This window comes from Marinoscillum sp. MHG1-6 (genome assembly GCF_024714475.1).
In the GTDB taxonomy this organism is placed as follows: domain Bacteria; phylum Bacteroidota; class Bacteroidia; order Cytophagales; family Cyclobacteriaceae; genus JAMZMI01.
In genome coordinates this window covers 203,602-218,393 of record NZ_JAMZMI010000004.1, presented here as the reverse complement: position 1 = coordinate 218,393, position 14,792 = coordinate 203,602, and the positions used below count along the sequence as shown (strand labels likewise).

At 38.9% G+C, this 14,792-nt stretch carries 9 protein-coding genes; all 9 read right to left on the bottom strand.

Annotated features, from left to right (window positions below):
- Nucleotides 1–418: 418 nt before the first annotated feature.
- The 9 genes from NXR94_RS10990 to NXR94_RS10950 are packed head-to-tail and all read right to left on the bottom strand — an operon-like array spanning nt 419 to nt 14,628.
- Nucleotides 419–1,075 carry a DUF4391 domain-containing protein gene (locus NXR94_RS10990; RefSeq protein ID WP_258104676.1) on the bottom strand — a complete coding sequence of 219 codons (657 nt, stop codon included), beginning with the start codon at nt 1,073–1,075 and terminating at the stop codon, nt 419–421.
- On the bottom strand, nt 1,076–4,309 hold the full coding sequence (locus tag NXR94_RS10985) for a helicase-related protein (protein ID WP_258104675.1): 3,234 nt from the start codon (nt 4,307–4,309) through the stop codon (nt 1,076–1,078).
- A 9-nt stretch (nt 4,310–4,318) separates the two neighbouring features.
- The gene (locus NXR94_RS10980; RefSeq protein WP_258104674.1) at nt 4,319–6,223 is read right to left on the bottom strand and encodes a DUF262 domain-containing HNH endonuclease family protein; all 1,905 of its coding nucleotides are present in this window, start codon (nt 6,221–6,223) and stop codon (nt 4,319–4,321) included.
- Between the two features lie 18 nt (nt 6,224–6,241).
- On the bottom strand, nt 6,242–9,370 hold the full coding sequence (locus tag NXR94_RS10975) for a type III restriction-modification system endonuclease (protein WP_258104673.1): 3,129 nt from the start codon (nt 9,368–9,370) through the stop codon (nt 6,242–6,244).
- 28 nt (nt 9,371–9,398) lie between these two features.
- Entirely contained in the window at nt 9,399–10,166 is a 768-nt protein-coding gene (locus tag NXR94_RS10970; protein ID WP_258104672.1) for an HNH endonuclease signature motif containing protein, read from the bottom strand.
- Nucleotides 10,167–10,207: 41 nt separating this feature from the next.
- On the bottom strand, nt 10,208–10,939 hold the full coding sequence (locus NXR94_RS10965) for an OmpA family protein (RefSeq protein ID WP_258104671.1): 732 nt from the start codon (nt 10,937–10,939) through the stop codon (nt 10,208–10,210).
- An 11-nt stretch (nt 10,940–10,950) separates the two neighbouring features.
- The gene (locus NXR94_RS10960) at nt 10,951–12,555 is read right to left on the bottom strand and encodes a MotA/TolQ/ExbB proton channel family protein (RefSeq protein WP_258104670.1); all 1,605 of its coding nucleotides are present in this window, start codon (nt 12,553–12,555) and stop codon (nt 10,951–10,953) included.
- Nucleotides 12,556–12,571: 16 nt separating this feature from the next.
- Nucleotides 12,572–14,428, bottom strand: coding sequence for a site-specific DNA-methyltransferase (locus NXR94_RS10955; protein ID WP_258104669.1), 1,857 nt, complete (start codon nt 14,426–14,428; stop codon nt 12,572–12,574).
- Nucleotides 14,428–14,628 carry a helix-turn-helix domain-containing protein gene (locus NXR94_RS10950; RefSeq protein WP_109655001.1) on the bottom strand — a complete coding sequence of 67 codons (201 nt, stop codon included), beginning with the start codon at nt 14,626–14,628 and terminating at the stop codon, nt 14,428–14,430. The genes NXR94_RS10955 and NXR94_RS10950 overlap by 1 nt, the downstream gene beginning before the upstream one ends.
- Between the last annotated feature and the right edge of the window lie 164 nt (nt 14,629–14,792).

Here is a 14,792-nt window from a genome sequence, read left to right as displayed (position 1 = left end):
TTTCAATATTTATTTAACATCTTAGCAATCTCTTGGCTGTGCCGAGTGATTCGTATGCTTTGTGCATAAGCTGTGGTGCGCCTACGCGGCCCGGATTCAAACTTAGGACACCGGGAGGGGGTGAAAGATCTGATGGTGATGAAGAAAACAAGCCTTCAGGTTTCCGTGTCTAGAGACACTTGACTTCATTTATACTTTCAAGTCTCCATAAAAGACTTAAAAGAGCTGGGTTCCATGTGCAAGTAGTATATGGCATACAACGTTCCGTGTATGGTGTCGTAGCATCCCGAAGGGTGCTATGCACTATACACATTGTTGTATGCCGTTTTTATTTTATTCATTTCGTTTTTAGCGTTGGCGTGAAAGCTCTTTGCAACCGCACGTAGGAGGATTGCAATGTGCTTGAACTTGCGTTGGCTTATTCTGTATTTTCTATTTTTTTCAATTCCTTTTGAGCGGTCTTCAGCTTTAAGTTTAAATCCACTTTTTCATTGAACTGCTTGCTTTTGGATATTGCTGATTCGAGTTTAGAAATTTCTTTTTTAAGTCTATCAATTTCCTGCTGGTTTTTAAGAATAGATCTTAACGATTCCTTCCCCAATTCAGGTTTACCAGTCAGTTGAACACATAAATCTTTGAATACGGCATCTAAGCTTCCCTTTAGGTTAAATATATATCTGTTATCTTCTTTTTGGAACCAATCTGAGGTGAATATCCAGTCAATTACTGAAATGTCTTCATTCGTAGGGTGAGGGTGCTTAGCTGCAGTGGATATATAAGCTTGCTCTTTGAACTCAACCCAAAAAACTATGTGATACGGAATTGCCTTGTTAATGATTTCAAGGATTTTCAGGATATCCGTCTGCTCTTTCAATTCTACCTTAAAAACCTGAATTTCCTTAATATCCTTGGCTTCTAAGTTTACTGATTCACTTGATAATTTGTGGGTCCAAGTTATGCGCTGTATACCATCTGTAAACTGCTTCTTTTGTTTTGTGTTGGTGTACTCATCAAAGGCGTTCTTTGGTACAACACGACCTACTTTTGTTCTTGAAGGTAAGTTGAAGAAGTCCATTTAACGCACGATTAAAAATGATACTAATTTAAAGTCCTCAATACCTTTTATCTTCTCTTGTAGTGCTGTAGTTCCACCTGATTTGAATAGGCTTAACACTTCTTTTTCTTCTTCTTTTTGAAGGATTGTACTAATGCTATGCTTGAGTAATGAAGAATATTCATCCATCTCATGGTAGTCATCTGTTTGTTCACTTAACTCCTTGCATACGTCTTCTATTGGTTCTGTTTTGCCTTTAGAAAGCATACGCATAGCATCCAATATCTTTTTGGACTCTACATGATTAAGAATCAGTTCACCGCTCATTTTCATGTAGACCAAATAGTAGGGGTGTAATCTGTTTAGCTTATTGATATTGACACTTGAATTGACATTCTTCAAAACGAATATTACCCCACTTTGAAGAATTGGACTTGATTTAACAACAGCATGCAATCCTTCCGGAATATTCTTCAATTCACCATACTCCTTAATCATGTTGGATAAATCCACTCTAAAGTCATTCAATCCAAGGTCAGTAATACTGACGCCTTCTCTTAAATCTTCCAGGTCAATTACTTCATCCTGCAACCTTTGTAATTGAATTTTACGGTATTCTAAGTCTTTATCTTCTGTGTTGAGAATGTTATCATCACCTGTACTTGCCATGTTACTGATAAGCATCTTATTCTCCACACGTTGCTTGAGGTTGATATAATTATCTAGTGTTACATCAGGCCAGAAGTTGACCATAGTTATGCTATCATTCTTAGAGCCAATCCTATCTATTCTACCAAAACGCTGAATGATTCGAACTGGATTCCAATGAATATCATAGTTGATTAGTAAATCACAATCTTGAAGGTTTTGTCCTTCCGAAATACAGTCTGTAGCTATCAGTAAATCAACAGAGTCTGTGATTCTTGGATATAGCTGCGACTTATCTTTAGACAATGGTGAAAAGCAAGTAAGGATAGCATTAAGGTCTGACGGTATTATCTTAGAAGTACAAATCTTTCTTGAACCTGTAATGAGTGCTGTGTTTATCCCGTAGTTTTCTTTAAGTGACTCGCTAATATTTTCAAATAGGTAGTTTGCGGTATCAGCAAATGCAGTGAAAATTATTGCCTTTTTGTTCTCATGGTTAAAAGGTTTTTCAACCTTGTTATTCAAAAGCTCAACTAGGCTTTGAAGTTTTGCATCATTGGCTCCTGTAATGTCTACCACTTTGTCCCATAAGTGATTCAGAACAGATAGGTCTTCATTCAGGTCTTCTTGCCACTTGGTAGTGTCCATGTCGGCAATGTGTACCTTAATTTTCTTTCCAATTACCTGCTCTTCATCTGCCCAATTGGATTCAAAGTCATAATTCTCATCACTAAGGATTTTGTGAATGCCTTCATAGTCATCTCCATTACCTTTTTGAATGGTTTTAATAGCATTTTCAATCTGACTAATAATTCCTTCTAAGGTGATTCGAAAAGAGTCTACAGAACTCTCCAAACGCTTCAGCAAGTTAATACGCATAAGAATCCTTAAACTTTTCTCTCTATCTACTTGAGATAACTTTCCTGACCCTGAACGCACCTCTTTATCATACAAGTCAGCATAGGCTTGCACCTTGCTTGGCAGTATATAGTTTAAAGGTGTGTACACCGATAGATTGAGCAGGGTTAGCTTCTCAGCAATATCAACATAGGTTACATCACCTGCATGTGTTAGTGGACTTTGAATGGATTCAGGCTTATTACGAGTGGGAAACTTTCCAATAGCTGTAGTATCGTAGTAGGTGGTGATGTGCTTCCTGGATCTTGCAATGGTGAGTGAATCCAATATTTCAAAAAAGTCAAAATCCAGCATGTCCAAGAGAGTCTCAGTGGTGCGCTCAGCTGTTTCATACTTACTCCAAATATTGAAAGCTTGTTGAGCCTTTCGGAAGATTTGGTCTATACTGCTCTTGGTCTCTAATTTGCTATCTATATTCTCCGCATCACCTTCATACGCTAACGCTAACTGATTTCGTAAATCGTTGAACCTATTGTTTACTGGTGTTGCAGAGAGCATCAATACTTTAGTTTCTATTCCGTCCTGGATAACTTTCCTTAGTAATTTTTGATACCTGTTTTCTCTATCTGAATATGGATTATTATTCCTGAAATTATGTGATTCATCAATTACTATCAGACCATAATTGCCCCAATTTACATTAGCTAATTCGCGTCCATTGCTGATACCGCGTTCTCTGCTAAGGTCAGTGTGAAATAAGACATCATATCTGAAGCGGTCGACTGCTAATATGTTATTTTTATCGTTGTGGCGATAGGTGTTCCAATTGGCTTCCAATTTCTTAGGGCATAACACTAAGACGTCCTTATTCCGCATTTCGTAATACTTAATTACGCCTAATGCCGAAAAGGTCTTTCCTAATCCAACAGAATCAGCCAATATGCAGCCTTTGTATTTCTCTAATTTGTTGATTGCGCCAATGACAGCATCTTGTTGGAAATTATAGAGCTTCTGCCATACTACAGTGTCCTTAAAACCAATCTGCTCATTCGGCAAGTTGTCTAATGACAGGTCATCTAAAAAGTCATTAAATATGTTGTAAAGCGTAATGAAGTAGATAAACTCTGGACTATTCTCTTTGTAGGCACTCTCAAAATAGTCTTGAACCTTTTGGGTTACATCCTTTAAATCTTCTTCATTTTCCCATACCTGATTAAACCAATCTAAATAGGCTTTACTATCTGGGTATTCTGCTTTTTGAATGAGGGTAGGGAAACCTTTCTTGTGTGTTATTCCTAAATCGGAAGTGGTGAAACCACTAACGTTTGAATAGGCTGAAGCTTCTTCATTGCCTTGTGCAATGTGAATCATCCCATTGAGGGGTTGATTATTGTGTTTGTTGGACTTAAAAGTGACCTTCTCCTTTACCCATTTTGAACACTCTTTGGCAATGGCTCGCTGATTGAGTTGGTTCATCAATCTCAATTCAAACTCACCACCACATAGCTCTGATTCTCTGTAAATATGTGGGATATAGAACCTGCGACTTTCTTTCTGAAACTTCTCTTCAATAAAGGTGGGTGAACTGAATATGAAACGCAGCTCATCTACTTTGTTTAACTCTTTTTTGAGTGCTTCAAAGGCATAGATAGAAAAGGTAGAAGCTGCAATACTGAGCCTACTGCCCTTTTTGATAGTTTCCTTCAGGTCGTCACCTAATCTGGTATTTACATTGTCGATAAGCTTCATGACATCATCTTAATATTTCCAAATTTTGATAATGTCTTCAATAAGAAGCTCTGTTCTTTTTTCAATAGCTGATTCATCCCAATCTTTGAAATCAATGAAATAGGTATTGAGCAGCAAGGTTGATTGCTTGGCTAATTCTTTTTGCTTTATATCGAAAGCGGAATTGCTCACCGCTGGATTTAAAGACGTGGTAAGTAGCGTTAGATTCCCTAAGCTGTGCAGCTTCTTATTTCGATTTTCAATTTTATGGTAGTAGCCATTTGGATCTTCTTCGGTCATTACGGCATGGACTGCAAGTTCAAATTCATTTTGAGGAATCAAGCTACCCTCAAGAGGCCAGAACTCATACCACTTCTGTGGTAGCACATGCTCAATGGTCAAGCCTTCATTTACAAATTCAATCTTCTCCTGTTTCTTGCCTCTTCTGAATTTTTCAATTTCCAAAAGAATGTTCGAAATGCTTTTTGTGCGATTCTTTTCCTCACGGTAAAGAGGTCTCTCTCGGAGCTTGTCTTTTAGGATAGTATCCGTTGGCCACAAGTTCGTGTCTCCGGTTTTAGACTTGAGGTGCTCTATAAACTGCTCAGAAGTTTTGCATGTATCCAACTGCTTAATGAAGTCAAGGAATACTTTATTGTAGTTCTTGGTTGTATATCCACAGAGAAACCTTCTTGTGATATAGGAGTCAAGAGCGGTAAACATGCCTGTCTTCTCTTGTAAAGGAATTTCACTATCACCCTGTATCGCTAAAATCAGCGGATAGATTGTTGAAATGTCCATGTCTCTTAATCTTGAGCAGAATCTACCAAAGACCGTTTCAGTATTGGGCTTCAAAATGGACTTGTAAATAGCACTGAAGCGATTCAATTCTTTCAATTCTTCTTCCACAGTCGTGAAGGAGTCATTGTTTACAATGAAGAATTTATAATGGTAAAACACTTGGTCATAGCGTATTTCATTCCTCATCTTGAGAGTCAGATAGTCAATAACAAAGAATTGTAGGTGAGTTTCGAAATAACGACCTCTGCTTATTTGTTCATGCCACTTAAATTCTGAACTGGCATCATCAAATTCATCCCAATACTTTTCGTAAACACTATCAAGATTCACCTGACTTCTATCAGCTCTCATGAATATGTAGTTGCGGATTAAATCGGTCTCAGTTAATGAGGCACCTCTACCATTCATGGTTTCAAATATCATTTGAGGGTCATCATTCTGATCGAGATTGATTTCTACAAATTGGAAGTCTCGTTTCAGCGTAAGCAGCAACTTGGGAATAATCGTTTCCATTGGCTCGGTTGCAGCATTGATCAGTTCTTCCAGTTTTTCATAGAAGAAGAGATAGGCTGCCAACATTCGATATCTTTTCTTTGCTACATCACGGTAGGTTTTCCAGCCAATACCGTATTCTTCAAGAATTGGATTGATAAGCAACTCCTCAACTTCTGCGTAGTTGTGGTCTAAAATCAGTTTGAACTCCTTGTTGTTGAACTTGGTAGGCTCAAGCTTGTGCTTTTGGCTGTCATAATCTGTTTGACCATAGACCTTATCATTGAAAAGCAGCTTGTTCAAATCGTTCAGCAGGTTATCATCACCTACATGCTTGCGGCATATTTCTCTGAATGCCGTTATGAAAAGCTGAAAAGTGGTCAAGCGTTGTTGACCGTCAATTACGCTGTAGGTAGCAACCGTGCTGGTAGTGGTCGATTCCTGAAATAAAACAATAGAACCCGTGTAGTGGGGGTGGTTTTTATTCTTGTTGTTTCGTTCACTCAGTTTGTTGCTGAAGTCATCCCAAAGGGGTTGCCATTGGTTTTGTTCATTCCAAACGTAATGTCTTTGAAATACAGGAATTTGAAACCTGATTTGCTTATTAAAAAGATCCTCTAAATGTGGTTTACCTAAATTCATTCTTTATAGGTTTTCTTGTCAACTCAATTGCACAATGTCCATTAACTTCTCATAGCTGCTCACTTTCTCAAACTTCACTTCTGCACCGCTTATCTCTTTGAAATGCTCCGTAGCACAATGGATTTTTAGTTTCTCTATTTCTCGTAAATCCATATCTGAATCAGAACCTTTAGTCTCTGCAACAAAGTAGATATGGCGCACTTTGTCTTTATCAAATACGATTGCCCAATCAGGACTGTAGTTGGCTACTGGTGTGGACACATAGAAGCTTTTCGGAAGCTTGGCATACACCACAACTTCTGTACTGTTTTCTAATGCAGAAGCAAAGTCTGATTCAATCTTAGAGTCGGAAGTAAGGAAGTCGTAAATATGCTTTTTGAGCAATTCAGACTTGCGCAAGGCGAATTTATCATTGGTGAATACCGTCTTGGCATCATGCCTTTCTTCGGTTTTATGATAGACAATGTTGTTGATAATGAGGCTTGCTTTTACTTCATTAATCAGCTTGCTGCATTTGCCGATAAACTCTTCCGGGTTCTTACGTATGAGCAAGAACTTCTCTTGCTTAATCTTCTTGAGTATCTCTACAATGGTTCTGCGGGTGAGGTTGGTTTGTACTTCTATTTCACCTACAACATCATACACCGTATTGGAATACAAATCATTCTTGAGCTTCATGTATTGACGTTTGGACTCACGAACCAAGCTGCCTTCCTTCATTTGCTCAGCTGTGCCATCTTCCAGTTCGCCTGTCTTTACTTCATATACACGGTCGCCAATATTGAGCTGAGCATCTATTTTGATTTTAGCATCCTGAATGAGCTGCTCGGTATCAAACTGCACTTCGTATATGGTTTTCAGGTTGATTTTATCCCAAAGCTCCTGAAACTCTTTCTTCCCAAAGTTTTTGTTGGTATTGAGAATGATTGTCTGGCGTTCGTCTTCCGGCTTGAACTCCCCACCTGTATAAATGGACTGTAATAGTTTGCATACAGATTCTTTGAAAGGTTCAAGTTTTTCGGGCAAGGCAACTTTGCCTTGCTCTATGAGTTCTTTGCCCTTCGGTGTGATTTTGTAGTCTTCATCAATGATTTCAGCTACAATTAGCTTAAACTGTAGCTTCTTGGCATCATCTTCCGTAATGCGCAGTTCTTCGCCCTGCTCATTGGTAATCATCTTGCCAACAAAGTATTCTACTTCTGCTTTTTGTGGGCGGTCTTTGAGGGTATCTGCTATCTCTTTCTGTAATCCCTTGGCAAAGGCTTCATAGCTCTCTGAGGCAATAACTGTGAGCTTATTTAATTCATGCACCTGGTCGCCAACCAATTCAAAATCCTGACGCACTCCATGCTTATTGACGCATAAACGCATACCACGCCCAACTTCCTGTCTGCGTCTAGTTGTGCTGCCACTTTCAGCATGTTTAAGTGCACAGATTTGGAATACATTCGGGTTGTCCCAACCTTCTTTCAAAGCAGAGTGGGAGAAGATAAAACGGGTAGGTTCTTCAAAGCTCAGCAACCTTTCCTTGTCTTTCATGATTAGGTCGTATGCTGAAACATCATCTGATTCTTCAACACCTTTCTTGGTGGTTGGGTCCACTGTTTTGCCTTTCTTGTCAATGGAGAAATAGCCGTTGTGCACCTGGTCTGCTGAGTCTCTTTTCAGGTACTCTCCAAAATTGGTAGGCATATAGCCTTTATGCACCTTACTTGGTTCTGTATCTTTCAGGAAGTCGTTGTATTCCTGCTCAAAGAGGTCTAAGAACTCGTTCTTGACCTTATCGTATTCTTCTTCAAAAATCTTGGCGTATTCTCCCAATTGCTGTTCTCCTAATTCATCATACACACGGTATTTCTCTACGGTATCAATGAAGAATAGACTCAGGACTTTAATGCCTTTGCCAAAGAGCTGCTTTTCCTTTTGCAAATGGGAAAGAATACATTCTCGAATTTGCACCCTGCGGAAAGCATGCTCGTCTTTATCATTGAGGATATCGCCTGGGTAAACGTCCTGACCATTGACCACTATCTTGTTGAGATAGCCATTGATTTCTGTGACTGTTTGGTTCTTATAAGCAGGCATATTTCCAGACTGCTCATAGATATTGTAGCCTTCTGCCACCTTCACACGCTTTTTGTTAATAGCACCTGAGGCAGTTCGCTGCTCGTGTTCTATCCATGCAAAAGGTGGTTTGGTAGTGCTCAGGCTAATGCTTTCTAAATATAAATAGCCATTCGTGCCGGTTGAGCCTTTTAGGTTGATTCCCTTTACTTGTATTTTCTTGACTAAACGCTTGTTGTAAGCATCCAAAGCATCTAAGCGATAAACTTTGTTGTATTCTACTTTATGTGTGGCAGAATATCTAATTGCAAAAAGAGGGTTAAACTCCTGCATCATTTCTAAAGCTACAGGTCCATCCACAGATTGTGGCTCATCTATGATTAAGATTGGGTTCGTTTGTGATAGAATTTCAATTGGCTTTCTTGTTCCAAACTGATCTAGCTCCTGGAAAATTCTAAGTGCGTCTTTACCTCGTCTACTAAAAGCCTGGGTATTGATAATCATCACACTGATACGGCTATCAGAAGCGAAATTCTCAATATCCTGTGGGCGACCTGAGTTGTAAATAAATGGATTGATCTTGTGCCCGTAGAGTTCTTGAAAGTGGTCTTGGGTAACCTGAAAAGACTTGTAAACCCCTTCACGAATGGCAATGCTGGGCACAATTACAATGAACTTGCTCCAACCATACTTTTTATGCAGCTCGTACATGGTACGGATATAGGTATAGGTTTTACCTGTACCGGTCTCCATTTCTATGGTGAGGTTGTAGCCCAACTTTACTCCACGTGGACGCTCTATTTGCTGGCTTTCATGCAGGTCGTTCTTTTTTTGAACTTCCTGAATATTTTTGAGCATCTGCGTTTCCATGAGTTGGATAGCAGCGTTACGGTAACCTATTTCTTCTTCTATTTCAAAGTCTAACATTCCCACACCGGTTGCCGCCTGTTTGGCTTTACGTATGAGTTCTTTGCTGCGCTCTAAGGTGAAACGATTCGTTTTGAGTGGTTGTCCTTCAAAACAATCCACCACAGCCTGAACCGCATCAATCTGAAAATCTTGTTCTTTGAATTGTAATTTCATCCTACATACGTTCTTTTTTGACCATTTTTCATCTATCTAAACATGGGCTGTTTACCGCAGCTAATTCATCTTTATACTTGGCCACAAAAAACTCTACCTCTTTTTGCCACGCCTTTCTGGTAAAATTCGCTTCATGGCGTTGGTCTTTTTGTGAATGACAACATACACACAAGCATTCAAGGTTACTTTCATCATTCATTGTCTTATCTCCATTGATATGATGTGTATGCCAATACCTACGATCACCCCTATTCTTTGCTTGCACCCCACAGGATTCACATGTATAACTCATCTTTTCCCTATACAACTTGCTGATTTTCTCCTTTCCCCTGACATAGCCAAAAAGATCAACTTCCAGAATGTCACTTTTATACTCATCTTTATCGAGAAGCTGCTCAAATTCTTGTGTATCGGCAATTGTTTCTGCATATTCTTGCCTACAAAAGGTGCAAAGTTCCAAGACTTCATTGTCGTACCTTTTTTTTGTTTGAATATCAATTAGATTATTCCTGCTTGAATTAGAAAACTCATATCGACTTTTAAATCTCCCATCCTCCAAAAATTCCCTGATTTTCTCACATTTCATGGTATGAAACCTTGGCATTTTCACAGGTCCATTGTTGTAAGTAATGTATGCCTGCTGAATAAACATATACCCCTTATACTTACGTCCATTGTATTCAAGGTAAATACCGTCATCTTCGAAAGAAATGGATCCAGCTTTATACGCATTTTCAAAGTCAACTCCCTTGATAAGTTGAAAACCACTTTTCCCACTTAGTTTTGGAAATCCCATTTGGTCCATTTTTTTATCCAATCTTGAAAAATCGTACAACATCAGTCTTCAATTTCCTTTAAAACACGATCCACCAGACTTTGACTTGAGGTGATAATTTTGAACTCTACCCTCCTTGAAAAAGTATCATTTGCAGGATTACCTGTAAGTGCCGTTAATTCCTTTTGATCATCCAAAGTGCGTCCATAGGAAAGTCCATTAGCCGTTAGAAGAAACTGCAACTGCGACTCTCTATCTTTAGATAATTTATTGTAATAGGACATATGTCTAAAGTACTTCAAAACCTCCGCAGATCTCAACTGGGAGAGTTTAACATTCCCAATGTATGGATCCGCATCATAGGTTGGAGCTGGCACCTCATCTGTATGACCTTCAATTCGAATTTCAGCTATCCGGTTTGCATATTTATCTTGAAGTAAAATGTCAAAGTAACGTGGAAGAAATTCATCCAGTATTCTGGCGAAATTTTGACGAATATTGGCTCTTCCTGACGGGAATAGCACATCCGGATTAGTGAATTTAATGGACAAATCCTTGTCTAACTCAACTTCCCAATCCTTGAAATCATCTTTAAATTCTTGTTCAAGTTCCGCATACAATAATTCGCGCGTTGCCTTGAACTCCTCAAAAATCAAATCGCGCTCCTTTTGTTTTTTTTGAACTTCAGAAATGTATGAAATGGCTATAAACAAAAAAATAACCATGAGACCAGTCATCACGTCCGAAAAGGAAATCCAATTGCTTTCATTGCCATTATCCTTACCTAAAGCCATAGCAAAATGATTTATTGGGCGTAATTAGTTATCACTCTTTGAATCAGGGTATCAAGATTTTGCAAGGTGTCATTCAATCGTTCATAAAATTCTTCATTGATTGACTCTACATCATCTGCCAACCTAGAACTTGCTTTCTCTATCAAGGAAACACCCTCATTGAGTTGTTTTTTGGTATCCTCCCAGAACACTTCATTGATGTCTTTGATTCGATCAATTTCTTCCAATCGTGTCAGGAGCTTCGCCACTGAATCAGTAAAATTCATCTGATTTCTTACCCAAGCATTCAATTTTTCTGTGGTTTCATCAAAAGCTTCGATATTACCCTTGACCGTCTCAACAGATGAAGTTAACTGCTTGGTAATCTCCTGATATTTAGTGTCCTCAATCATTACCTTTTGCAACGCCTCGATCAGCTTAGTCAAATGGCTGTTATCATCCGTTAGTTTACCCGTATTTACTGTTATATCCTGAATGGCTACAGAGGTGATTTGGAAATCATTGGAAACCTGTGTGAATTGTTTCGTTAATTCGGCAATCATTACTTTGTTTTCTTGCTGCCAGGTATTTAGACGTTCTACACTGTTATTAAGCTCCTGAAAGTTCTCCTGCACCAACTTTTCAATTAGAGCAGACATCTGACTATTAAACTCCTCCGTAACTTGCTTCATCACTTCTACCAAAGCTTCTGTATTATTCTTGGCAAGTAATTCTGAAAACTCATCAAACTTACTAGAAAGCATTTCATTATTACCCTCCATAGATTCAATGACTTGATTTATTCCAGACTGAGCTTGTTCTGTTGAAGCTACTTGCACTGTTTTAAGTTGTTCAAGCTGTTCCTGAATAGATGCAGACTCCTCAGAGCCCAACTTACTGCTCATTGCATGAATGGACTCATTTACATGAGTGAGCTGCTCACTGAATTTAGCTGAGGCTGATCCAATCTGTTCAAATTGCTTCTTACTTTCCAATGCATAATCAGCCTCCTCTGCTCTCAATTTTTGCATTTGAGTAAGTAGACTGGTTTCTTCATCACCACCCAGCGCTTTTTGCACTTTCACTAGCGCCTCGGTTTGTTTACCAACCTGAGTATTTGTTTCAGAATAAGTGTTCCTGAGTTTAACCAGTTGAGTAGCAAGGCTACTATCTACCTCACCAATCAAAGATTTATTAAGTGTCTGAAAATGATAGTCATTATCAGACTTTAAAAGGTTTATACCTTTGATGATCTCATTTAATGCAGCAAGTTCTCCTGTTGCTTTTGGGGGCTCCTTCCGCTCAGCCACTCGAATCATATACTGCGATGCTTTGCCAAAAACAAGTGAAAGAGCAATACCCCAAATTGAAGTTGAAAATGCTGTTTTCATCCCCTGAAGTAACCCAGGTATACTTTCAGTGATGTTATTTTCATCAAAATCCTGTAGTCCGTAATAGATACCTAGGAAGGTACCCAGTACTCCCAAAGTAGTGAATACGGTAGGTATGGTATCATAAACATGAGAAATTACTTTATTCAAGCCTAAGTAATACAAGCGAACCATGTAGTACATGGAAAACACGGCCCAACCAAAAAGAAGCCCATAAATGATGACGGTGTAAAGTGGTAAATTCATTATTTCTTTTAGTTAATCAAATCACCTTCATTTCAGTTTCTGGACTTAACTGCTTGAGTAGCTGCTTTACATTGGTTTTGGCAGTGTCGTTCTTGAAGCCACTGTCTTTGAACACAATACGTAATGGTTCATCTTGGGCAATGGCTTTCGCAAAGTCTTCATCTATGCCGCTATCAAAACAAGCATAAAGTGAGTTCTCTGCTACTTTAAAGGCCTTCTTGCCTGATACATCTACCTGCTCAATTTTGAGCGATAGGGGTAAGCCCCAATCCAACATCACTTGTGCCAATAAATCATCTGCGGTGCGGTCTGGTTTTACATTGTCTGCAAAGAGGTCTAAGTTGCTTTGGTTATAGTCTTGTGGCTTGTAATAGACATCTTGCATGTTGCTGCTGTCTAAGCGATAGACACGAAAGCCATAATCTATATCAGCCTTGGTTTCTTCTTTGATTTTATTAGCTGCTCTGCGGATTCGTTCTTTACCTATTTCGCAAATGTTTTTGAAGCCTGCTTTATATGCTTCACTTTTTTCATCCGTTTCTTCGGGGAGTTGAACCTGAATAAAACTCACTCTTCCTTGGTTTTCAGCATTCCAAGAATAAACCGTGTGGGCTAAGCTTCCTGAACCTGAAAAGAAGTCTAAAACAGTAGAGTCTTCATCCAAATTCGCAACTTGAAGTATTCTTGATAAAAGCCTTACTGGCTTTGGTCCGTCAAAATATCCTTTATCATCAAATAGCTTTTTTACTTCTTGTCTGCCTTCCTGATTATGACCAACTTCTTTGTAAGGCCAAATTGAAATGGGAACCATACCTGTTTGAACTTCAGAAAGGAAACGTTTCAACCGAGGAACATTATTTCCATCCTTACCAAACCAAATTCGGTTATCATTAACTAACTCTTGAAACTTTTCTTTCGAAACGCGCCAACATGATCCATGAGGTGGATTAACTGTTCTTCCTGAAGGTGTTGTAATAGGGTAATCGTATTTTTCAGAATATGTCTTGACTGATAGATCCCCAGAAGTCCATGGTCCTCGAGAGTCGTCATCAGCATTTTTATATCGACTTTTTGATTCTTCACTTCTTTCAAGCTTCCCTATTTCAAATTCAAGTATGTTCTTGGTAAACACTAATATGTGGTCATGACTATCTGAAAAGTATTTAGCATCATTTTTAGGAGCAAATGCTCTTTCCCAAATTACATTCGCAATGAAGTTGATGTCACCGAATATTTCATCGCATACTCGTTTTAAGTTGTGAACTTCATTATCATCTATGGAAATAAAAATCACTCCATCATTCGAAAGTAAATTCCTTGCCAACTTCAACCTTGGATACATCATGCTTAACCAATCTGAATGGTATCTACCTGCAGTTTCAGGGTTAGCTACCAAGCGTTGGTTGTATTCGTCTTTTTGTCCGCTTTCTATAAGTTCTTCCTGGGCGTCTTTGCTAAAGTTGTCCTTGTACACAAAGTCTTTTCCTGTGTTGTAAGGCGGGTCTATGTAGATCATTTTAATCTTACCCAAGTAGCTTTCTTGTAGTAGCTTGAGTACTTCTAAGTTGTCGCCTTCTATGTAGAGGTTTTCGGTGTTGTCAAAATCTACAGAGTCTTCCCTTACAGGGCGTAGGGTCTTGGTGGTGGGTAGGTTAGCAGTTACTATAGCTTCCCGTTTCCCCGGCCACTCCAAGCGGTAACGTTCTTTATTGCCTTCTACCACAGCATGGCTCAGCTCTTGCTTGAGCAAGTCAAAGTCTATAGCCTTGCCTTCTGCACCTTCCGTAACGCAGTTGGGGAAGAGGGCTGCTAACTTTTCAAAGTTTTCGTTCACCAAGTCGGGTGATTTGAGGTCTAATTTTTCTATATCCATCAATTATTTTCTTTAGTAGAGACAATTAAGTCTTTTACATCAACGTCTAATATTTTGGCAATGTCGGCAAGTACTTCCAAGCGTGGTTGCTGCCTGTTTTGTACATATCCGTTCACCATGTTATAGCTCTTTCCGAGTTGTTCAGCCAACCATTTCTGTTTGATCCCTTTCTCTTCAAGTACTTCTTTTATTCGGTTCATCTCCGCATAAATTTATTCATCCAAGATAATTATTTTACATTAAATATCTCGAAATACAATATAAAAAATATCAATATTGTTTTCGTTCAGCGGAGGGGAAGTGAAAGCTCTTTTGCTGCGGAGGAACGGAGCAGGAAATGTGCTTGAACGTGCGGTGGTTTTTT

Bases quoted from the DNA above. Each gene is read 5' to 3' on its own strand.
- NXR94_RS10990 (WP_258104676.1), bottom strand. From the start codon at position 1,075: ATGGACTTCTTCAACTTACCTTCAAGAACAAAAGTAGGTCGTGTTGTA.
- NXR94_RS10985 (WP_258104675.1), bottom strand. From the start codon at position 4,309: ATGAAGCTTATCGACAATGTAAATACCAGATTAGGTGACGACCTGAAG.
- NXR94_RS10980 (WP_258104674.1), bottom strand. From the start codon at position 6,223: ATGAATTTAGGTAAACCACATTTAGAGGATCTTTTTAATAAGCAAATC.
- NXR94_RS10975 (WP_258104673.1), bottom strand. From the start codon at position 9,370: ATGAAATTACAATTCAAAGAACAAGATTTTCAGATTGATGCGGTTCAG.
- NXR94_RS10970 (WP_258104672.1), bottom strand. From the start codon at position 10,166: ATGGGATTTCCAAAACTAAGTGGGAAAAGTGGTTTTCAACTTATCAAG.
- NXR94_RS10965 (WP_258104671.1), bottom strand. From the start codon at position 10,939: ATGGCTTTAGGTAAGGATAATGGCAATGAAAGCAATTGGATTTCCTTT.
- NXR94_RS10960 (WP_258104670.1), bottom strand. From the start codon at position 12,555: ATGAATTTACCACTTTACACCGTCATCATTTATGGGCTTCTTTTTGGT.
- NXR94_RS10955 (WP_258104669.1), bottom strand. From the start codon at position 14,428: ATGGATATAGAAAAATTAGACCTCAAATCACCCGACTTGGTGAACGAA.
- NXR94_RS10950 (WP_109655001.1), bottom strand. From the start codon at position 14,628: ATGAACCGAATAAAAGAAGTACTTGAAGAGAAAGGGATCAAACAGAAA.